The organism is Hyphomonas sp. ske169, from assembly GCF_056850855.1.
In genome coordinates this window covers 140,262-160,126 of sequence record NZ_CP096146.1, presented here as the reverse complement: position 1 = coordinate 160,126, position 19,865 = coordinate 140,262, and the positions used below count along the sequence as shown (strand labels likewise).

The window sequence follows — 19,865 nt, the reverse complement described above, 5'->3', positions numbered from 1 at the left end:
CTGCATCATCGCAGAAAGAGTTGATCACATGAGTGTTGCGAGCAAAGCGCCAACGGCCGCCTCAGAGCGCTACATCAACCGGGAGTTGTCCTGGCTGAAATTCAATGAGCGCGTTTTGGAAGAAGCAAAGAATGGTCAGCATCCTTTGCTCGAGCGGCTACGTTTTCTTTCAATATCGGCGAACAATCTCGATGAGTTCTATATGGTTCGCTATGCCGGGCTGCGGGAGCAGGTACGGGCGGGTATCCAAAAGCTCAGCATCGAAGGCCGTACTCCGGCAGAGCAAGTTCGCGATATTGAGGCAGCGATCAAGCGGCTGATCAAGGATCAACAATCGTGCTGGGCGGAGCTCAGGTCTCAGCTTCATGATGAACAAATCGAAGTGCTCTCGATCTCCGATATGAAACGCACCGACATGACCTGGCTGAAGGAACTGTTCGAGACCCAGATTTTCCCAATTCTCACGCCACAAGCGGTTGATCCCGCGCATCCGTTTCCCTTCATTCCTAATCTCGGCTTCGCGGTCGCATTTCAGCTCAATCCGAAGGATGGCGCCGGTGAGTCTATGGTTGGCCTTGTGCCGATGCCGGCATTCTCAACGCGGTTCATTCGCTTGCCAGACAAGAAATCCGGGCTGTTGCGCTATGTCCGGCTCGAAAGTGTCATCGCGCATTTTCAGGACATGTTATTCCCGGGCTTTGATGGCGTAGGCCATTGTGTTTTTCGGATCGTACGCGATAGCGATATCGAGATTGAGGAAGAAGCCGAAGACCTGATCGCTGAGTTTGAGATTCTGCTTAAACAACGCCGCCGGGGTCGGATCGTCAGGATCCACATTGATTCCGACGGTCCAGAAACGCTGAGAAATTTCGTTGCGCGGGAAATCGGGGCTGAAAGCCGGGATGTCACGCTGATTGACGGCATGCTGGGCATGAAAGATCTTTCAGGCTTGATCGCGAAAGATCGACCAGAACTTCTGTTTCAGCCTTTTGAAGCGCGTTTCCCTGAGCGGATCCGAGAGATGGGCGGCGATTGTTTCGAGGCGATCCGCGCCAAGGATATCTTGGTTCATCATCCTTATGAATCGTTCGACGTGGTGGTTCAATTTATCCGCCAAGCCGCGCGCGACCCAGATGTGATTGCGATCAAACAAACCCTGTATCGCACGACTTTGAATTCGCCGATTGTTGCGGCGCTGATCGAAGCGGCTGAAGAGGGCAAGAACGTTACGGCTTTGGTTGAAATCAAAGCCCGGTTTGATGAGGAAACCAATCTGCGTCTCGCGCGGGATTTAGAGCGGGCGGGCGTCCAGGTTGTTTACGGCTTCATAGATTACAAAACCCACGCAAAAGTTTCGCTGATTATCCGGCGCGAGCAGGACGGCCTGCGGACCTATACGCATTTCGGGACCGGAAATTATCACCCGATCACGGCGAAGATTTATACAGATTTGGCGCTGTTCACCGCTGATCCCGCCATGGGCCGGGATGCTGGGCGTCTGTTCAACTATATCACCGCTTATAAAGAGCCGCCCTCTGTGGGGCCGGGGCTCGAAAAAATCATCATGTCGCCGTTCGCCATGGAAGCCTATTTGATCGAGCAGATCAAAAAAGAAGAGAAGGCGGCGAAAGCAGGCAAGCCGAGCGGCATCTGGGCCAAGATGAACTCGCTCGTCGATCAGGACGTCATCGACGCCCTATACAAAGCGAGCCAAGCTGGGGTTCCGATCCGCCTGGTCATTCGCGGTATCTGTTGTCTTCGCCCCGGCGTGCCGGGCCTATCCGAAACGATCCAGGTAAAAAGTCTTGTCGGCCGCTTCCTTGAACACTCTCGGATCGTCTGTTTTGCGAATGGGGAAACGCTTCCGTCAGAGCAGGCAAAAGTCTACATGTCCTCGGCGGACTGGATGGACCGTAATCTGAAACGCCGAGTTGAGGCTTTGGTTCCGATCGAAGTGCCAACCGTTCATCGCCAAGTGCTCAATCAAATTATGGTTGCCAATCTAAACGACGACGCGCAGAGCTGGGATATGGGCGCAGATGGCAATTATAAGCGGATCAGCAATAAAGGGTCCGATGGCGGCTTCAGCGCGCACAAATATTTCATGGACAATCCGAGCTTATCTGGACGCGGAAGCGCGCTTGTGGTCAGCGAACCCCCGCGCCTGGCGCCGCGAAAACGTGAGCGAAAAGCCAAATGAAGTCCGCCGAAAAGATTGCAGTCGTCGATATCGGGTCAAACTCGTGTCGAATGGTGATTTACGAGCAATCAGGCGCCGCGCTTATCCCATACTTCAATGAAAAGGCGATGGCCGGCCTTGGACGGGACTTATCAGAGACGGGACGGCTCTCCCCCACCGGATCTGAACTTGCGCTGCAAACGTTTCACCGGTTTCGAGCCATCACCGCCAGCTTAAACATCAAAAACGTTCGCGCCGTCGCCACTGCAGCCGTACGCGAAGCCTCTGATGGGCCTGAGTTCAAGAAACGCGCAGAACAGATCCTTGGCGCGCCGATCCAGGTGCTCAGCGGCGCGGATGAGGGCCGTTTGTCCGCTCTCGGCGTGTCTATAGGTTTTATCAATCCAAAAGGTCTGATTGCGGATCTCGGCGGCACCAGCATGGAACTTCGGCCCGTCGAACGCGATGCAGTGGGCGAGTCCTTTCTTTAAGGGCCCTTAGCACGCGCTATGGATGCAGATCTCCCGTTCGATAAACGCCGCAAGGCGATGCGGAAAATCCTGTCTGACAGCAGCCTCGTCAAACGTGCCTCTGGGCAGGATCTATTCGCGGTAGGCGGCGCCTGGCGCAATGTTGCCGCGGTCCATATGATGCTGCGAGACTATCCACTGCGCGTCGCGCATGGCTACAAAATGTCTCAGGCCGATGTCGAGAATGTCATCGAAGCCTCGGAACTCTCGCAATCAGATAAGCTAACCCGTGAGCAGCTTCTGGGCGTGTCTAAACGGCGGTTCGAAACACTCCCGCACGCGGCCCTACTGCTCAAGACGCTTATGGAACGGCTCGATATCGAAAAGGTCACCATTTCTTCCTTTGGCCTTCGCGACGGGGTCGCAGCGGACGGGATAAAAGTGGACGGTGCGAGCGGTCTGCTCGATGCCGTGCCGCTCTTCCTGCGATCGACGCCGCAAAGCCTGAACTTTGGGCGTGAGCTCTTTAGTTTTCTCCAACCCATCTCAAAACAGTTCAAGAAATCTGAGACCCTCTTGCGGGCGGTTTGCGCGATGGCGGACGCAGGAGCGCGTATGCACCCTGATCACCGGGCGCAACTGGTCTATGAGCAAGTCCTGCGGGCGCCGGTGCCATCAATGAGCCATTCTGAGCGTCTGTTCGCTGCCTATGCCGCCGCCTCACGTTATACGTTCAAATTCATTGAAGACCCGCGCTATGCTCGCTTGCTTGGCCTCGCAGCAAAACGCCGCGCGAAAGTGCTCGGGACAGCGATGCGTTTGGGTTGTGTTTATTCCGGCCGCTCAGGCAGCATTCTGGCGACGGCGAAACTAGCGATCAAAGACCAGTCTCTGCACATGATTGTTGATAAGAAATACAGCGATCTTGTGTCCGAAACAGTTGAACGCCGTCTCGCGCAACTGGCAGGGCTGATGCAATTGCAGCCACGTTTATTGGTCGAGTAAGCGCTACAGCTCGAATAGGCGAACTTGCCCGTTTTCAAATGATAACGCCAATTTGCCCGACAAAAGCGCGAGGGCTTTTTTGCCGAATAGCTCATGCCGCCAGCCATTTAGAGCGGCGATGTCTTTTGACGTTTCACCGCGCGCCAGCCGCTCTACATCCGCTGAATTAGCAATCAAGCGAGGCACCACATTCGCTTCATCGCTAACCGCTTTGAGGAGCACTTTCAGCATTTCCGGCGCGCCGGCGGGCATCTCTGGATTGTGCTGCCGCTTTGGCAGTTTCGGCGCGTGCGCATCGGGATCTTGGATGGCGGCATAAACGGCGTCCATCAGGCCTTCCGCATATTTCGAGCGAATGAACCCTTTTGGAACCGCGCGTAGACGCTCAAAGGCTTTCTCAGATTGCGGTTTTTGATCGGCAATCTCTTGGATCGCGTCGTCTTTTAGGATCCGGCGCCGTGGTTTGTTGAACACTTGCGCTTTGTCTTCCCGCCAACCCGCAACCGAGGCGAAAACGGCTGCATATTCCTTATTGGGCTTGCGCATTTTAAGGCGCTTCCAGGCATTTTCTGGTGATGTGTCATACAAAGCGGGATCTTCGAGATCCGCCATTTCCGCTTGTGCCCAGCTCATCCGGTCTTGTTCTTTCAGCCGGTCGAGCATGATCAAATAGGCGTCGCGCAAGTGGGTAACGTCACCCATCGCGTAGACCAGTTGTTTGTCGGTGAGTGGACGCCGCTTCCAATCGGTGAACTGGCTCGACTTATCGATCCGGCGTTTAAGTACGCGTTGGATGAGATTGTCATAGGAAACAGAGTCACCAATCCCCAGCGCCATGGCCGCGATTTGCGTATCGAATACAGGGCGAGGTGGATGCCCAATCAGTCGATTGAAAATCTCAAGATCCTGCCGGGCGGCGTGGAAGACTTTTGGCCGGCTCTCATCCGCCAACAAGGTCAAGAACGGCCCAATGTCCAAGTCTTCCGCCATCGGGTCGATAATGACCTCATAGCCTTCGCAGGAGGCCTGTATCAGGCAAAGCTCAGGCCAATAAGTTGTTTCGCGGTGAAACTCGGTATCGACGCAGATGAAGCTGCCTTCAGCCAGACGCTGACAGGCGATATCAAGTTCAGATTGTTGGGTAATTGGGGTGAGATGCTCTCGATTCATTCGTGTGCCCCTAAATGAAGCCGCGCGGAATTGCGACCCTCATTCTGCAAATTAGGCACGACTAATCAGATTTGCGTTTCAGCAAAGAGCGCGGTTTGAGCGTAACATCAGACTCATGGTTCGTATGCGACGGTCGCGTCGGCTCAGGCAACGGTTCTTCCATCAAGACCCATTCTTCTGCCTCGCCAGCAGCTTGATGTTCTTGAGACGTAGTCCCGCGTAGCGAGGTAACGATGTCCATCATATTGGTGTCAGCTTGCGCGACGACGCTATCGCCGTCTGAGACGTTCTGGCTGGATGGGCGGGCGCTCACAGCGAGATTGCGGAACCGCATCCGCATTGGAGTCGAGACAGCACTCCCAAAGGCAATACATTCCCGGTCTGCGAGAGAAGACAAGAAAGCCAAAGTCGAACGCGAGCCATTCGAAATTGCTTTTCGCATTACGTTTTGGTCTTCATCATTACCCAATCGTAGAGAGAACACCGTGTTACACTGCGAGAGAATGGTCGGATCGAGCTCGTTCGGGCGTTGGGTAATAATCGCCAGTGAAACGCCGTATTTCCGGCCTTCTTTCGCGATCCGGGCGATGGCATCGCGGGTAGGGGCGAACGCGCTGCCGGCATCGCTTGGAATATAACGGTGCGCCTCTTCGCAAACCACCAAAGTCTTCACTTTTGACTGGCTGGCGAGCGCAATATCGAAGGCCAAGCGGCAGAGTACGGATGCGACGGAATTTACAACTTCGGACGGGATACCGGACATCTGGAAAACGGTGATCGGTTTTCCGGCGATTGGCACGCGATAGATATTGCTTAGGACGCTATCAATTCGGTCGGTCGCATCATGCGATCCAAACAAAAAGGCAAATCTCGGATCATTGATCGCCGCTTCAATCCGCGATTTTAGCAAGCGGAGCGTCAAACGTCTTAGTGCGCCGTCCAGAGACCCAATTTCTTCTTCGATGAGTTTGAGCAGATCTGCGAGGCGATAGGGGACCGGCGTGTCCGCCGTAAACGAGCCGCCGCTTCCAGCTTTGCGGCGTACGCCATTGCCTGCGCCATAGCGATAAATTGTCTTCGCCTTGGGAATGAATTCGCGTAGCGCATCGACTTCTTCTTCAGAACCTTCGCGGCCGCGAAACACAACCTGTTGAAATTCTTCGAGATTCAGGAGCCAGAAGGGCAGGTCCAAAGACTCTGCTGTAATCGTATTGGCTTTGTCGCCAAACGCGCTCGTATATTCATTGTGCGGGTCGAGGATTAGGATGCGCTGGTTCGGCTTATGCTTAGCGATCAGGTGCAATAGCAAGGTTACCGCGGTCGATTTACCTGTACCGGTCGTCCCCACCACGGCGAAGTGACGCGACAAAAGGGCGTCGACAGAAACGACTGCTGGGATATCGGCGGCCTGGCTGAGCGCTCCGATGGTAACCGAAGATTTATCGCTTGATCGATATATTGTTGTCAGATCCTTTTTGCGGATCCGGTGCGCGATCGCGCCTATGTACGGATATTGCGTAATCCCGCCAGAAAAGACCATGCCGCGATGATCATCTGCTCGGACTTCCCCAGAGAGTTCAACACGCAGTAAGATAGTGTTCTCGCCGTCTGGATTCCAGCTGTCTGACTCGTTCTCGACGGTGTGCAGCAGGCCAACGACGCGGTTTTTGCCAACTTGGATAGAGATCAACTGACCGACGGCCCAATAGGAGTCTGAGGCTTCTGTATTGCCTGCAACGGTCGAGATCGTAGCCTCGGTACCATTACATTCAACGACAATGCCCTCGGCGCGGTCGCGCAGCAAAGGACCAACATTTTCTGCTTCAACAGGAATCGGTGACTGATTCGACATAGGTGCAGTTAAATAAGCAGGACTGAAAAAGCCGTTAATATCTCGCTGTCTCATGTCCGGTGCTGGTGGGCCTTGACATTCTGAGCCCACGAGCGCCAAAAGCCGCCTTTATTTCTCCTCCCAAACGGAGCGTATCATGCACGCCTATCGCAGCCATACCTGCGGCGAACTTCGCAAGTCCCATGTCGGGAAAACCGTCAAACTCTCTGGCTGGCTTCACCGCCGCCGCGATCACGGCGGAGTAATGTTTATCGACCTGCGCGATCATTACGGCCTGACCCAATGTGTGTTCGATCCCGACTTCCCGGCTTTTGCCGTGGTTGAACGCCTTCGCACGGAGAGCGTGATCACGATTGAAGGCGAAGTCCTGGCGCGCGACGCAGAACTCGTGAATCCAAATCTCGACACCGGCGAGATCGAAATCCGCGTGAAAGAAGCGTCGGTTCAGTCTGAAGCGGCAGAATTGCCGCTGCCTGTATTTGGTGAGCCTGATTATCCTGAAGATATTCGCCTGAAGCACCGTTATCTCGACCTGCGCCGGGAAACGCTGCACGCGAACATGATCTTGCGCTCCGAAGTAATCGCTTCAATCCGCCGCCGCATGGTGGAGCAGGGGTTCACGGAGTATCAAACGCCGATCCTTACTGCATCTTCGCCAGAAGGCGCGCGCGACTTCCTCGTGCCATCGCGCCTGCACCCAGGCGAGTTCTATGCGCTGCCGCAAGCGCCGCAGCAATTTAAACAGCTGCTTATGGTCTCTGGCTTTGACCGCTATTTCCAAATCGCCGCCTGTTTCCGCGATGAGGATGCACGAGCAGACCGCTCACCCGGCGAATTCTATCAGCTCGATATAGAGATGAGCTTCGTCACCCAAGAAGACGTCTTCCAAGCGATTGAGCCTGTTATGGCCGGCGTGTTTAACGAGTTTGCGGACTGGCAAGGCAAAGGCCGCGTGGTGCCGGAAGGCCCGTTCCCTCGCATTCCATATGCTGAAGCCATGGCCAAATATGGCTCGGACAAACCGGACCTGCGCAACCCGATTGAACTCGTCGATGTCACTGACTTCTTTGAAGATGACAGTAAGACCGGCTTCTCGATCTTTGCCAAAATCATCAAAGGCGGCGGCAAAGTCGTTGCTATTCCGGCGCCGAAGGCGACTGAGACCCAATCTCGGAAATTCTTCGATGAGATGGACAAATGGGCGAAGAAAGAAATGCAGGCCCCAGGCCTCGGCTATGCACGTCTACGCGCCGGCGAGGATGGCACAGTTGTCAGCCAAGACCCGGTCCTCAAGAATTTTGACCCTGAGCATTTGAAGGCCTTCCTCGAAGCCACAGGGCTCGGTGATGGCGATGGCATCTTCTTCTCAGCCGGGATGAAAGGCGACGCCTATAAGCTCGCTGGCGCGGCGCGGACGAAAGTTGGCCAAGAACTCGACCTTATTGAATCAGGCGTGTTCCGCCTTTGCTGGATCGTGGACTTCCCGATGTATGAGTGGGACGAAGACAATAAGAAAGTCGACTTCTCGCATAACCCGTTCTCGATGCCGCAAGGCGGTCTAGAGGCTTTGGAAGCCGCTAAGACAGACGAAGACCTGCTGGCGATCAATGCGTTCCAGTATGACATTGTTTGTAACGGCTATGAGCTATCCTCAGGCGCGATCCGGAACCACCGTCCGGACATCATGCTGAAGGCCTTCGAAAAAGCTGGCTATGGCCCAGAAGTGGTCGAAGCTGAGTTTGGCGGCATGCTGAACGCGTTCCGTTATGGCGCGCCGCCGCATGGCGGGATCGCTCCTGGTGTTGACCGGATCGTCATGTTGCTCGCGGATGCGGATAATATCCGTGACGTCACGCTGTTCCCGATGAACCAGCAAGCGCGCGATCTGATGATGCAAGCGCCAAGCCCGGTTCGAGACGAACAGCTGCGTGAGCTTCACATCCGCCTCGCACCGCAGGTGAAAGAGAAATAGCCGTCGTTCCGAAGATACCTGCGCAGGCAGGTATCCATGGACGGCTATCTGCCACTGCGCACAGACTTTCTTTCGGTCCATGGACCCCAGCCTTCGCTGGCGTCTGCGGAGATCGTGATCGGTGAATTCCGCCACCTCCTGTGGACGAATCCGGTTCAGGCGCTTAGGAGCGTCATCGCACATAATACAAGGTCGATCCCATGTTCGATATTCGCGCCATTCGCGACAATCCTGAAGCGTTCCGTGAGGCTTTTGAGCGCAAGCAAAAAGGCTTAGGCGAGGTGGTCTCGCACATGTTGGATCATGACGCCGCGGTCCGCAAAGCCGTCTCGGATAAGCAGGAAGCTGAAGCTGCGCGCAATGCGAAGTCGAAAGAGATTGGCAAGGCCAAAGCCAGCGGCGATGAGGCTTTGTTCGAACAGCTGCGCGCCGAAGTTGCTGCGGCCAAAGATGTGATCGAAGCGGCAGGTGAGCAAGAAGCCGCCGCCCGCAAAGAACTCGATGCATTGCTCTATGGCACGCCCAACATTCCGATGCCGGAAGTGCCGGAAGGCGAAGATGAAGCGGGCAATCTTGAGCAACACAAATGGGGGCAGCCGAATGCGCATGTCGGCGGTCGCAACAATGTTCAGGATCACGCAGATCTCGGCGCGGCGCTGAAGAACAGCATTGGTCAGCCTTTGATGGATTTCGAAGCGGCGGCCGCGATGAGCGGCGCGCGGTTTGTTGCTCTGCGCGGACAAATGGCGCGCCTAGAGCGGGCTTTGGCGACCTTCATGCTGGATATTCAGACTGGTGAGAATGGCTATGAGGAAGTCAATCCACCGCTTCTTGTGCGCCCGGAAGCGTTGGTCGGGACAGGGCAGTTACCAAAGTTCGGGGAAGATTCCTTCGAGACCACCGATGGCCATTGGCTGATCGCAACGTCTGAGATTTCGCTCACCAATCTTATCCGCGAACAAATCTTGAGCACCGCTCAACTCCCAATTCGGATGACTGGCCACACACCCTGCTTCCGCTCTGAAGCGGGCAGTGCAGGGCGGGACACCAAAGGCATGATCCGCCTGCACCAATTCAACAAAGTCGAAATGGTCTCTATCGTCCGCGATGAAGAAGAAGGCCTGGCCGAGCTTGAGCGAATGACGAAATGCGCTGAGGGCATCCTCGAAGCGCTCGATCTGCCCTACCGCCGGATGCTGCTCTGCTCAGGCGATATGGGTTTTGGCGCGCGCAAAACCTACGATCTCGAAGTTTGGTTGCCGAGCCAGAATACTTATCGCGAGATCAGTTCCTGCTCTTATTGCGGTGACTTCCAAGCCCGCCGCATGAGCGCCCGCTGGCGTCCCGCGCCGAGCGAAGAGAATGCCAAACCGAAACCAGAATTCGTCCACACGCTGAACGGTTCTGGCCTCGCGGTTGGGCGGACGCTCGTGGCAGTGCTCGAGAACTATCAGAATGAAGACGGCTCGATCACGATACCAGAGGTGCTGCGGCCTTATATGGGCGGTCTAGAGGTGGTCTCTTGAGGATCCTGCTGACCAATGATGACGGTATCAATGCGCCTGGCCTTGACGTCTTAGAACATATCGCGCGCGAACTTAGTGATGATATCTGGATTGTGGCCCCAGAGCTGGAGCAATCCGGCAAAGGCCGCGCGATCTCTCTGACGGAGTTTGTCCGCGTTCGTAACATCGAACCGCGGCGCTATGCGGTCAACGGAACGCCCAGCGATTGCGTGCTCTTGGCGCTCGACGAGTTGATGCCCGAACGGCCTGACTTGATCTTGTCTGGTGTCAATGCTGGCCAGAACATCGCCGAAGACACAACCTTTTCCGGTACAATTGCGGCCGCGCTGTTCGGGATGCAGCATGGTGTGCCGAGTATCGCCCTCAGCCAGTCGCGTGGCTTTCAAAACCCGCATTCCTGTCCATGGGAAACACCGACCGAATGGGGCGCCAAAGTGCTGCGCCCGATCATCGACAAAGGGTGGCCGAATGATCTGGTGATCAATGTTAACTTCCCTGATCGCGCGCCGGACGATGTCGCTGGTATCAAATTTACGCGCCAAGGGCTCCGGGATGAGCGGATCATTCGCACAGAAGCCCGCGAAGACCTGCGCGGCAATGATTATTACTGGATCGGTTATCGCGGAAAACTCTCAAATCCGGACGAGGGGACGGATCTGCGCGCAATCTATGATGGTTACATTTCTGTATCCCCCCTACATGTGGATTTGACGCATGAGGCTTTTCTCGCTGAGATGCGAGAGACATGGCCGACCTGATTCCTGACCCCTTGCGCGCTGCGCGACTTGTCCTCTCTTTGCGACGCCAGGGGATCACAGATGATGGTGTCTTAACCGCGCTCGAAACGGTCGATCGCGGGGTTTTCGTTTCCGATGACTACAAAGCGATGGTGGCAGAGGACTGCATGCTGCCAATACCATGTGGCCAGAGCATTCCCCGACCGATTGTGACGGCGAAGCTGCTCCGCGCGCTACAAATCCCGCCAGGTAAAGAAACCCGCGTTCTGTTGATTGGGTCAGGTAGCGGATACACAGCCGCGTTGCTGAGCCAGACGTGCCGGCATGTCTATGGCGTCGAACGCTATGAACGGCTGGTTGAGCAGTCCAGAGCGCGCCTGGAAGAGCTTGGCGTCGACAATGTCACCATTCGACATGGCAATGGCCTCACAGGCCTCCCGCAGCACGGACCTTATGACCGCATTCTTCTGGCTGGGGCGATTAAAACGATTCCATCCGTACTGATCGATCAATTGGCGAAAGATGGATTGCTCGTCACCCCGATCGAACACAGCAATGGCCCGCAAATTCTGAGAACCGTTAGCGATACAAAAGAAGTGTTAGACGAACCGATGCCGGATCGGTTGGCATTATTGTCTGAAAGCAGCGCTCTAACGCTTTAGCTTAATCGGTATCCGGGCTGTCACACTCGCCTTCGATGGCGACGCTCACACCATTCGCTGCGGCATCGCAGGCATTTGGATAGGTCTGACCATCACAGCCGCAGACAGGCATGTATTCGCGGGTGCAGATTTGCGGAATAGGCTGGCAGGTGCCGGCGCCATCCATCACCTCAAGACATTGCCCAGGCTCTTGTTTGCAATAGTAATTTTCAGGACACTGTAGCGCGGCGATCCCACCGCAGGCCTCTCCCGTTGGGTCGATAACCGGCTCTGGGGTCTCAGGTGCGGAGACCTCGGTCACTTCTGGTTCGGAAATATTCTCTGTAGGCTCCTCCGCTCCGCCGCAAGCGGCAAGTAGAACGAAATAAGCTGATAAGACTAGTCGACGCATTTGTCGCTCCCCGTCAGGCCCATGCGACTCTCTAATAAATAAGAAAAACCGGCGAGGCTATAGGCCACCGCCGGTTTCGTTAATTTTAATGAAAATGCTGCAGAATTAGGCTTTAGCAGCGGCCTCTTGCAGGCGGGCAAAGATATTGGCGCCGTGACCAGAGCCAGAATCAAAGTGCGTTTGCGTGCTCGTGTCGGTGATTTCGTCCCATTTCGCTGCGACCGCTTCAGCCGTCAGAGCCTCGCCTTGGCCAACAAAAGCGCCATTGGTTTCAACGATTTGCGCCATTGAGAAGGCGCCAGCGCCGGCTGAGAGGATCATTCCGGTTGGCGCATCTTCCTTGACCAGGTTCATCACACCCGGTGTGACATATTCAGGCTTGAGATTGTCGAGCATCGCTTGAGGCATCAGGCCTTCGGTCATGCGGGTTGCCGCAATAGGACAAACAGCGTTGATTTTGATGTCGTTTTTGGCGCCTTCAATTTTCAGCGTGTTCATCATGCCAACGACACCGAGCTTGCCTGCGCCATAATTGGCTTGGCCAAAGTTGCCATACAGGCCGGTGGAAGAGGTGGTCACGACGATCCGGCCGTAATTTTGCTCTTTCATGATGTTCCAAGCGGCGTGAACCGGTTTGAATGTCCCGCGCAAGTGTACATCGAGGACCAGATTGATGTCGGCAGTCGTCATTTTGGAGAATGACTTGTCGCGCAGAATGCCCGCATTGGCGATGATGATATCGATCCGGCCAAAGGCATTCATTGTGTCATCGATCATTTTCTGAACGCCAGCATCATCGGCAACAGAAGACCCATTGGCGATCGCTTCTCCGCCCATGGCTTTGATCTCAGCGACAACCGCTTCAGCCGCCTCAGAATTTCCACCAGAGCCATCCATTGACCCGCCAAGATCATTGATCACGACTTTTGCGCCGCGTCGGGCGAGTTCGAGGGCGTGCTGTTTGCCGAGGCCGCCACCAGCGCCAGTGACAATAGCGACGCGGTCATCAAAACGAATGGACATAAGTGTGTCTCCTAATACTTTTACTCATTGTGCGAGTGCGAAGGCCTTCCACCATCCGCTGACGTAAACGTCAAGCTGCGACGCTGCGTTACCTCTTGCCTTCGAAATTGGTGCGTGGTCCGTACGGCCAATAGGCATTACAGGAGGACACCATGCTCGCTTATGTTACGCTCGGGTCGAACGACACGAAAAAAGCGCTCGAATTTTATGACCAAGTGCTTGCCGAGCTCGGGGCCAGCCGGTTTTTCGACAATGGTCGCCTCTACTTTTACGGCACCGGCCCAGGCCAGCCCATGCTCGCCATTGGTGGTCCGTATGATGAAGCGGCCGCGACAACTGGGAATGGCGTCATGCCCGCGATCGCAGCGCCAGATAATGAGACGGTGGACCGAGTATACGCGAAAGCTATCGAACTCGGCGCCGCAGATGAAGGCGAACCGGGTCAACGCATGCCGACTTTCTATGGCGCTTATTTCCGCGATCCGGACGGTCATAAAATTTGTATCTGTAAACTCGGATAGGCGCCTCGCTGACATGTGGACTAGCCCGCGCGGAATGTGCGGGCTAGGTCTTAATCCGGGAAACGTAATGAAGAGGATTGGCGATGGAATGGGGTTGGGACAATGCACGCGCGATTCTCGGAATCGTGATGATTTTTGGCATCGCGTGGGGGCTGTCGAGTAATCGAAAAGCCTTTCCATGGAAGATTGTACTCGGTGCAGTGTGTATCCAGTTCGGGTTTGCGCTGATCCTATTTGGTATTCCGATCATTCGTGAGGCGCTCTTCGCCGCCAACGTGGTCGTGGATAGCTTGATTGCCGCGACAGCCTACGGCACCGCGTTCGTCTTTGGCCCAACCTTCGGCACGCAGGCCGGGTGGGAGGAGCTTTCAGGACAGCCTGGGCCGATTTTTGCGGTCCATCTCTTGCCCCTCATTATTGTTGTTGCGGCTTTATCAGCGATCCTTTGGCATTGGCACATCTTGCGTTGGGTGACCAAAGGCTTTGCCTCAATTTTCCGCCGCTTCATGGGCCTAGGCGGGGCGACCTCGCTCGCTGTCTCGGCCAACGTGTTTATGGGCATGACCGAAGCGCCAGTTCTGGTGAAACCCTATTTGAAAGGTATGACCCGATCAGAGATCTTTATTCTGATGGTCACGGGCTTTGCGACTGTCGCAGGTAGCGTGCTCGTTCTTTACGGCGTTTTCCTGCAAGACGTGTTGCCCAATGCGCTCGGACAATTGCTTGCCGCTTCGTTGATTGCTGCGCCAGCAGCGGTGGCTCTAGCGCTGGTGATGGTTCCGGAAAGTATCGAGGCGAAACAGCGCGCGCATGAGCCTGATTTCGAGTATGAATCGACCATGGACGCGTTTGCGACCGGGGCTTCTGATGGTCTGAAAATCCTCGCGAACATTGTGACGATGTTGATCGCGGCTTTCGCGTTACTTTATCTCGTAAATGCAGGGCTTGGCGCACTGCCAAACGTTGGCGGAGAAACCTTGTCGATCGAACGGATCCTGGGTTGGGTCTTCGCACCGATTATGTACATGGTGGGTGTGCCGATGAATGAAGCGGCGCAATCGGGATCGCTGATTGGCATCAAGACGGTGCTGACCGAATTTGTCGCCTTCCTTCAACTCGCTGGAGAAGGCGGAGAAGGCCTGTCACAGCGCACATCGATGATCACAGCGCACGCCATTTGCGGCTTTGCGAACTTTGGGTCGATAGGCATCCTGATTGGCGGTCTTTCAATCATTGAGCCAGCCCGACGGACGACGTTCCTTGAGCTGGCATGGAAGACTTTGGTCGCGGGGACACTCGCAACATGTTTGTCTGGTGCGGTGGTGGGCGCGCTGCCAGCCGCACTCTTCTTCGGAAGCTAAAAGGACCCCGAATGCTGAAACACTCGCTTTACGCCTCGGCGGCGCTCGTGCTTGCAGGTCAGGCGCACGCGCAGTTTGCATATGATGAAGCCCAGCAAGAGGTGTCAGCGCAAGTCGCGGCCTGTTTAGAGGAGCGAGGCTTACCGGCCGATGCCAGCTCCCCTTTCTGCCCCGAGCGGACCAATCGTGTATTGGCGACCATTACAACCTTTGGGGATCGGAGCCCAGAAGGTGCCGGTGCGGTTTCGATCTTAGATGCAGACGCGATTGCCTCGATCGCGGCAGATCATCCAGCAGAGATTCTGAACACGCTGCCGGGCGTAAATATTCACACCAATTCAGGGCAAGAGCATTTGATTGCTATTCGCTCGCCGGTGCTGACCGGCGGCGCGGGGCAGGGGAGTTTCCTGATCCTAGAGAATGGCGTCCCAACGCGTTCGCCTGCTTTTGGCAATGTGAACAGCTTGCTTGAGCCCCATCACGAGACCGCTGAGGCGATTGAAGTTGTACGAGGGCCAGGCTCGGCCAAGTATGGTTCAAACGCCGTGCACGGCCTGATCAACGTCATCCTGACAGACCCCAGCGGCGAGCCCCTGCGCCAAGCCAATGCCTCTTATGGCAGTCTCGGGCGGTACAAAACTGATCTGATCTATGACCAAGGTTATGTCGGCCGGGCGTCGCTTTCTGTGCAAAAGGACACGGGCTGGCGGGACAATACGGGCCTGTTCCAGTTAAAGGGGTCGGGCGTGGCTGAAACGGTCTATGCGGGTTGGAATGTCACCGCTTGGGCCTCTGCCTCCTATCTCGAACAAGAAACCGCCGATTTCATTCAAGGGCCAGACGCCTTTGAAGATCGCGACATTGCCAAAGCGAATGATGATCCGCTCGCCTATCGCGACGCTTGGTCAGCACGTGGTGCGCTTCGTTTAGAGCGTGAGGTTGCGGAAGGTACGCTAACGCTGACGCCATTTGCGCGCACCCAGCAAATGGATTTCCGCCAGCATTTCTTGCCGTATCGCGGCTTTGAAAAGAACGGCCATACCGGGATTGGCGTTCTGAGCCGATATGAGCGTGCCCTATCAGACGCACTGACCTGGCGTGTCGGGGTCGATATCGATCTCGCGACAGGCTATTTGCGCGAAACCCAACCTGCACCTTTTGGTTTCTTCCCGGGCGACTCACGGTTCCCTGTTGGCGTGCATTATGACTATACGGTCGATACGATTGTTGGCGCTCTTTGGGGAGAGGCGGATTGGGCGGTATCTGAGGCGCTGACAGTCTTGTTTGGACTACGCGGAGAGGCTCACGCCTATGATTACTCCACTGATGCGGCAGTCGGTATCAATGGCCGCTTCAATGTGCCCGCGGATCGGACAGACGAATTCGACTTTGTGACGCCTAAGATTGGGCTGGTCTATGAGGCCACCGACGCGATTAGTCTCTATGCAAACTACGCGCGCGGCAGCCGAGCACCTCAGGCCAGCGATCTCTATCGGCTACAGTCTCAGCAAGGTGTGGCGGAAGCCGAAGTCGAAACGCTGGACAGTTTCGAAATTGGCGCGAGAGGCTCTTTGGCGGGCGGCGACCTGGTCTTTGATGTGACCGCCTATACAGCTGAGAAGGACAATTTCTTCTTCCGCGACTCTGATGGCCTCAATGTCACAGATGGCGAAACCCGTCATCAAGGCGTAGAAGTCGCGGCGCAATGGCAAATCAGCGATCAATTCGTCTTAGGCGGTAATGTCAGCTGGTCGGATCAGATCTACACCTTCGATCGCGTGGTCGGTAACGGCTCCGAAGTGATCCGAAATGGAAATCAAATCGATACTGCGCCGGAATGGTTGGCAAACGGATCGTTCACATGGTTACCAAACGATAAGTTCAGTCTGCAAGTATCGGCCAATTATGTTGGCGAATATTTTACCAACCCCGCGAACACCCAAGACTATGATGGGCACCTGATTGGCAACCTTCGCGCCGCTTATGCGGTCTCCGATGCGCTCGAAACCTATATGATTGTTCGGAACATCACGGATGAGAAATATGCCGACCGCGCCGATTTCGCATTCGGCAATCAACGCTTCTTCCCGGGTGAGCCGCTCAACCTTACGGTCGGCATTCGCAAAACGTTTAACTAATCGCTCTCAAGGAGAGAAAGATGCAACTCTATCACGCCCCCAAAGCCGTAAACCCCGAACGCACCTACAATTTCCTCAAAGCCAAAGGAAAATTGGATGCCGTAGAACTGGTCGAGATCTCGATCATGAAAGGCGAGCACAAGCAGCCTGACTATCGCGAACTCTCTCCATTTGCGCAGGTCCCGGTCCTGGTTTTGGATGATGGCACTACGATCACCGAGAGCCGCGCGATTTGCAGTTTCTTTGAGCATATGTTCCCAGAGCCGAACCTGATGGGATCAGACGCCAAAGAAAAAGGTCTAATCGAGATGTGGGATCGCCGGGTTGAGTTCATGATGATGATGCAATTCGCCACATGGTTCCGGAATGCGCATCCGATCATGGCCCCACTCGAAAACCCGCAGCTTCCAGACGCCGCCGCAAAAGCCGAAGCGAGTGTGAAAAAGTTCGCCGAGCGGTTGGATCAGCATCTTGATGGCAAAGACTGGATTGCGGCAGATCGGTTCTCGATCGCCGATATCACGCTCTTCCTGACCTGCGGCTTCTGCGGAGTCATGCAATGGAAGCCTCACAAAGAATATGAGCACATTTCACGGCACTTCGGCACAGTGAAAGAACGTCTAGCTTAAGATTTCTCGCAAAACCCGGCCAATCTCTCCGAACAGGTCCTGTGGCACTAGTCCAGGACCAATGCGTTCGGCCGCTCGGCCATGGACCCAAACCGCAGCGCAAGCGGCTTCGAATTGAGGCATCCCTTGCGCGACAAGACCGGCGATGAAGCCCGCTAAAACGTCTCCCGTGCCAGCCTTGGCCAGATAAGGCGTGGCGGTCTGGTTTTCGACCGTTCGACCCGATGGATCGCAGATCAGAGTCTGCGCGCCTTTTAGAACAAGCACGCATTGATTACTCCGGGCGGCATTACCGGCCGCTTCGGTGCGATTGTCTCCGATGGGGCAGAAATAACGCTCAAACTCACCCGCATGCGGCGTGACGATGGAATCGCGAAGCGCGACTTGGCCCAACAGTCGAATAGCATCTGCGTCCAGCACAAAACGGACGTTCGCATCCGTTCGATTTAAAGTGTCCGCTTGTGCCTCAGAGATTCCGCCAGGCCCCGCCAGAACCGTATTTACATTCCGGCAATTTGAAAGCGTTTCCGCTTCAATCATGATATCTGGAGGCAAACAGGTGCGGTACAAGTCTAACCGTGCGGTATTCAACACTGTCACCAATCCGCTGCCGATGCGCGAGCACGCTTCAGCCGCGAGCCGGGTGGCTCCTGTATATCGGTCAGAGCCGACAATGACCGCGTGCCCGCGTGAATATTTGTGGTCGTCAGGGCCAGGGACTGGAAAACTATCACGCCAAAGCTCAGGAGTGTTGATCTCGACCATGGCTTACTCTGCCGCAACAGGCTCCGTAGATTGCGCCTCGAGCCAAGCAGACACATGTTGCAAGGCTCGTGCTGCTTGCACGCGTTTCTTGGCGCGACCTTTATCTTTGCCGCGCAGGCGTTTTCCGGTTTCAGGATCCTTCGTCGGAACCAGATCCGGATCAGCCGGTGGGAAGAGGCCGAAGTTGATGTTCATCGGCTGGAACGTCGCTTTGCCTTCGAGATGCCCGCCCGTGATATGTTTGACTAGAGCGCCCAGTGCTGTGGTTTCCGGCGGGTTGGGAAGATCCAAGCCAAGCCGATCCGCGGCCGCAAATCGTCCTGCGAGTAAGCCCATCGCTGCGCTCTCGACATAGCCCTCAACGCCGGTGACCTGACCCGCAAAACGCAATCGCGGCATCGATTTGAGGCGCAGGCGCTGATCGAGTAATTTCGGCGAGTTCAAGAACGTGTTGCGATGGATCCCGCCAAGACGCGCGAATTGCGCATTTTCTAGGCCAGGGATCATTTTGAAAATATCAGACTGCGCGCCATATTTCAGCTTGGTCTGAAACCCGACCATGTTCCAAAGGGTTCCAAGCGCATTGTCTTGACGCAATTGAACAATCGCGTGGGCTTTGACGTCAGGATTATGCGGATTGGTGAGGCCGACAGGTTTCATGGGTCCAAAGCGCAGCGTCTCCCGCCCACGTTCCGCCATTACTTCAATCGGCAAACAGCCTTCGAAATAGGGCGTGTCTTTTTCCCAGTCTTTAAACTCGGTTTTATCGCCATCGATTAGGGCGTCGATAAACGCGTTATACTGATCTTCATCCATGGCGCAGTTGATACAGGCCGCGGTGTCTCCGTGCGGGCCTGGTTTGTCATAGCGCGACTGTCGCCAGGCTTTATCCATATCGATGCTCTCGAGATAGACGATAGGCGCAATGGCATCGAAGAAGGCGAGATCGGCTTCCCCGGTCTCTGCGCGAATGGCTTCTGCCAAGGGCACAGATGTGAGCGGGCCGGTTGCGATAATCACGCTCGACCAGTCCTTCGGCGGCAAACCTGAAATCTCTTCGCGCACAATTGTGATCAACGGATGCGCTTCAAGTTTCGCTGTGACGGCTTCAGCGAAGCCTTCGCGGTCGACAGCCAGCGCGCTGCCGGCTGGCACTTGGTGTTGGTCCGCGGTTGGAATGATTATCCCATTCGCCCGGCGCATTTCTTCATGCAGAACGCCGACGGCGTTTAACTCATGATCATCAGAGCGGAACGAGTTTGAACATACGAGTTCGGCCAGCTTATCGGTTTGATGGGCATCGGTGCCTTTAACGCCGCGCATTTCGTGCAGGATGACGGGCACGCCCATATTGGCCGCTTGCCAGGCTGCTTCCGAGCCCGCCATGCCGCCGCCGATAATATGAATGGGATCAATTTCAGCCATGATCGGGGATTTGCGTCTGATCCTGAGCAAGGTCAAGCG

At 55.5% G+C, this 19,865-nt stretch carries 16 protein-coding genes and 1 pseudogene; 11 read left to right on the top strand and 6 right to left on the bottom strand.

Translation table 11 applies throughout. The features are described from left to right. The first annotated feature begins 28 nt into the window (after nucleotides 1–28). The 3 genes and pseudogenes from MY069_RS00820 (at nucleotide 29) to MY069_RS00810 (ending at nucleotide 3,654) form a co-directional block, all read left to right on the top strand. Nucleotides 29–2,200: an RNA degradosome polyphosphate kinase gene (locus MY069_RS00820; protein ID WP_482795179.1), complete on the top strand. Its 2,172-nt coding sequence runs from the start codon at nucleotides 29–31 to the stop codon at nucleotides 2,198–2,200. Then, a pseudogene (locus MY069_RS00815) lies at nucleotides 2,197–3,066 on the top strand (Ppx/GppA phosphatase family protein); the annotation flags it as partial. The gene MY069_RS00820 and the pseudogene MY069_RS00815, both read left to right, overlap by 4 nt. A 24-nt stretch (nucleotides 3,067–3,090) precedes the next feature. Beyond that, on the top strand, nucleotides 3,091–3,654 hold the full coding sequence (locus MY069_RS00810) for a hypothetical protein (protein ID WP_482796734.1): 564 nt from the start codon (nucleotides 3,091–3,093) through the stop codon (nucleotides 3,652–3,654). Between the two features lie 3 nt (nucleotides 3,655–3,657). Here MY069_RS00810 and rnd read toward each other — a convergent pair whose 3' ends face one another. Then, on the bottom strand, nucleotides 3,658–4,824 hold the full coding sequence (gene rnd / locus MY069_RS00805) for a ribonuclease D (RefSeq protein ID WP_482795178.1): 1,167 nt from the start codon (nucleotides 4,822–4,824) through the stop codon (nucleotides 3,658–3,660). Nucleotides 4,825–4,885: 61 nt separating this feature from the next. Beyond that, nucleotides 4,886–6,676 carry an ATP-binding protein gene (locus tag MY069_RS00800; protein WP_482795177.1) on the bottom strand — a complete coding sequence of 597 codons (1,791 nt, stop codon included), beginning with the start codon at nucleotides 6,674–6,676 and terminating at the stop codon, nucleotides 4,886–4,888. 136 nt (nucleotides 6,677–6,812) lie between these two features. On the opposite strand from MY069_RS00800, the gene aspS reads away from it, so the two are divergent. The 4 genes from aspS to MY069_RS00780 all read left to right on the top strand — a co-directional run bounded on the left by aspS (nucleotide 6,813) and on the right by MY069_RS00780 (nucleotide 11,573). Further along, the gene (gene aspS / locus MY069_RS00795) at nucleotides 6,813–8,648 is read left to right on the top strand and encodes an aspartate--tRNA ligase (RefSeq protein WP_482795176.1); all 1,836 of its coding nucleotides are present in this window, start codon (nucleotides 6,813–6,815) and stop codon (nucleotides 8,646–8,648) included. A gap of 200 nt (nucleotides 8,649–8,848) precedes the next feature. Further along, the gene (gene serS, locus MY069_RS00790; protein WP_482795175.1) at nucleotides 8,849–10,174 is read left to right on the top strand and encodes a serine--tRNA ligase; all 1,326 of its coding nucleotides are present in this window, start codon (nucleotides 8,849–8,851) and stop codon (nucleotides 10,172–10,174) included. Beyond that, a complete protein-coding gene (gene surE / locus MY069_RS00785; protein WP_482795174.1) occupies nucleotides 10,171–10,932 on the top strand; it encodes a 5'/3'-nucleotidase SurE in 762 nt (253 codons plus the stop codon). Before serS ends, surE begins: the two co-directional genes overlap by 4 nt. Further along, nucleotides 10,920–11,573 (top strand): protein-L-isoaspartate(D-aspartate) O-methyltransferase, encoded by a 654-nt coding sequence (locus tag MY069_RS00780; RefSeq protein WP_482795173.1) that lies wholly within the window; start codon nucleotides 10,920–10,922, stop codon nucleotides 11,571–11,573. Before surE ends, MY069_RS00780 begins: the two co-directional genes overlap by 13 nt. A 1-nt stretch (nucleotide 11,574) precedes the next feature. Here the strand turns inward: MY069_RS00780 and MY069_RS00775 are convergent, their stop codons facing one another. Both MY069_RS00775 and MY069_RS00770 read right to left on the bottom strand, forming a co-directional pair. Beyond that, nucleotides 11,575–11,964 carry a Kazal-type serine protease inhibitor domain-containing protein gene (locus tag MY069_RS00775; protein ID WP_482795172.1) on the bottom strand — a complete coding sequence of 130 codons (390 nt, stop codon included), beginning with the start codon at nucleotides 11,962–11,964 and terminating at the stop codon, nucleotides 11,575–11,577. Between the two features lie 105 nt (nucleotides 11,965–12,069). Next, the gene (locus MY069_RS00770; protein WP_482795171.1) at nucleotides 12,070–12,987 is read right to left on the bottom strand and encodes an SDR family NAD(P)-dependent oxidoreductase; all 918 of its coding nucleotides are present in this window, start codon (nucleotides 12,985–12,987) and stop codon (nucleotides 12,070–12,072) included. A 152-nt stretch (nucleotides 12,988–13,139) separates the two neighbouring features. On the opposite strand from MY069_RS00770, the gene MY069_RS00765 reads away from it, so the two are divergent. The 4 genes from MY069_RS00765 (at nucleotide 13,140) to MY069_RS00750 (ending at nucleotide 17,636) form a co-directional block, all read left to right on the top strand. Continuing rightward, a complete protein-coding gene (locus MY069_RS00765) occupies nucleotides 13,140–13,508 on the top strand; it encodes a VOC family protein (protein WP_482795170.1) in 369 nt (122 codons plus the stop codon). Nucleotides 13,509–13,591: 83 nt separating this feature from the next. Next, nucleotides 13,592–14,869, top strand: coding sequence for a NupC/NupG family nucleoside CNT transporter (locus MY069_RS00760; protein ID WP_482795169.1), 1,278 nt, complete (start codon nucleotides 13,592–13,594; stop codon nucleotides 14,867–14,869). An 11-nt stretch (nucleotides 14,870–14,880) separates the two neighbouring features. Next, nucleotides 14,881–17,007 (top strand): TonB-dependent receptor, encoded by a 2,127-nt coding sequence (locus MY069_RS00755; RefSeq protein WP_482795168.1) that lies wholly within the window; start codon nucleotides 14,881–14,883, stop codon nucleotides 17,005–17,007. Between the two features lie 20 nt (nucleotides 17,008–17,027). Further along, a complete protein-coding gene (locus MY069_RS00750; protein WP_482795167.1) occupies nucleotides 17,028–17,636 on the top strand; it encodes a glutathione S-transferase family protein in 609 nt (202 codons plus the stop codon). On the opposite strand, the gene MY069_RS00745 is transcribed toward MY069_RS00750, so the two are convergent. Then, nucleotides 17,628–18,401 carry an NAD(P)H-hydrate dehydratase gene (locus tag MY069_RS00745; RefSeq protein WP_482795166.1) on the bottom strand — a complete coding sequence of 258 codons (774 nt, stop codon included), beginning with the start codon at nucleotides 18,399–18,401 and terminating at the stop codon, nucleotides 17,628–17,630. The genes MY069_RS00750 and MY069_RS00745 overlap by 9 nt on opposite strands. A gap of 3 nt (nucleotides 18,402–18,404) precedes the next feature. Next, entirely contained in the window at nucleotides 18,405–19,826 is a 1,422-nt protein-coding gene (gene trmFO, locus MY069_RS00740) for a methylenetetrahydrofolate--tRNA-(uracil(54)-C(5))-methyltransferase (FADH(2)-oxidizing) TrmFO (protein WP_482795165.1), read from the bottom strand. Nucleotides 19,827–19,865 lie beyond the last annotated feature (39 nt).

What these genes read in the sequence shown, in the direction of transcription:
- MY069_RS00765 (WP_482795170.1), top strand. Translation starts at nt 13,140, where the DNA reads ATGCTCGCTTATGTTACGCTCGGGTCGAACGACACGAAAAAAGCGCTC.
- MY069_RS00755 (WP_482795168.1), top strand. Translation starts at nt 14,881, where the DNA reads ATGCTGAAACACTCGCTTTACGCCTCGGCGGCGCTCGTGCTTGCAGGT.
- MY069_RS00775 (WP_482795172.1), bottom strand. Translation starts at nt 11,964, where the DNA reads ATGCGTCGACTAGTCTTATCAGCTTATTTCGTTCTACTTGCCGCTTGC.
- MY069_RS00800 (WP_482795177.1), bottom strand. Translation starts at nt 6,676, where the DNA reads ATGTCGAATCAGTCACCGATTCCTGTTGAAGCAGAAAATGTTGGTCCT.
- MY069_RS00770 (WP_482795171.1), bottom strand. Translation starts at nt 12,987, where the DNA reads ATGTCCATTCGTTTTGATGACCGCGTCGCTATTGTCACTGGCGCTGGT.
- rnd (WP_482795178.1), bottom strand. Translation starts at nt 4,824, where the DNA reads ATGAATCGAGAGCATCTCACCCCAATTACCCAACAATCTGAACTTGAT.
- serS (WP_482795175.1), top strand. Translation starts at nt 8,849, where the DNA reads ATGTTCGATATTCGCGCCATTCGCGACAATCCTGAAGCGTTCCGTGAG.
- MY069_RS00745 (WP_482795166.1), bottom strand. Translation starts at nt 18,401, where the DNA reads ATGGTCGAGATCAACACTCCTGAGCTTTGGCGTGATAGTTTTCCAGTC.
- MY069_RS00750 (WP_482795167.1), top strand. Translation starts at nt 17,028, where the DNA reads ATGCAACTCTATCACGCCCCCAAAGCCGTAAACCCCGAACGCACCTAC.
- MY069_RS00760 (WP_482795169.1), top strand. Translation starts at nt 13,592, where the DNA reads ATGGAATGGGGTTGGGACAATGCACGCGCGATTCTCGGAATCGTGATG.
- MY069_RS00820 (WP_482795179.1), top strand. Translation starts at nt 29, where the DNA reads ATGAGTGTTGCGAGCAAAGCGCCAACGGCCGCCTCAGAGCGCTACATC.
- trmFO (WP_482795165.1), bottom strand. Translation starts at nt 19,826, where the DNA reads ATGGCTGAAATTGATCCCATTCATATTATCGGCGGCGGCATGGCGGGC.
- MY069_RS00780 (WP_482795173.1), top strand. Translation starts at nt 10,920, where the DNA reads ATGGCCGACCTGATTCCTGACCCCTTGCGCGCTGCGCGACTTGTCCTC.
- aspS (WP_482795176.1), top strand. Translation starts at nt 6,813, where the DNA reads ATGCACGCCTATCGCAGCCATACCTGCGGCGAACTTCGCAAGTCCCAT.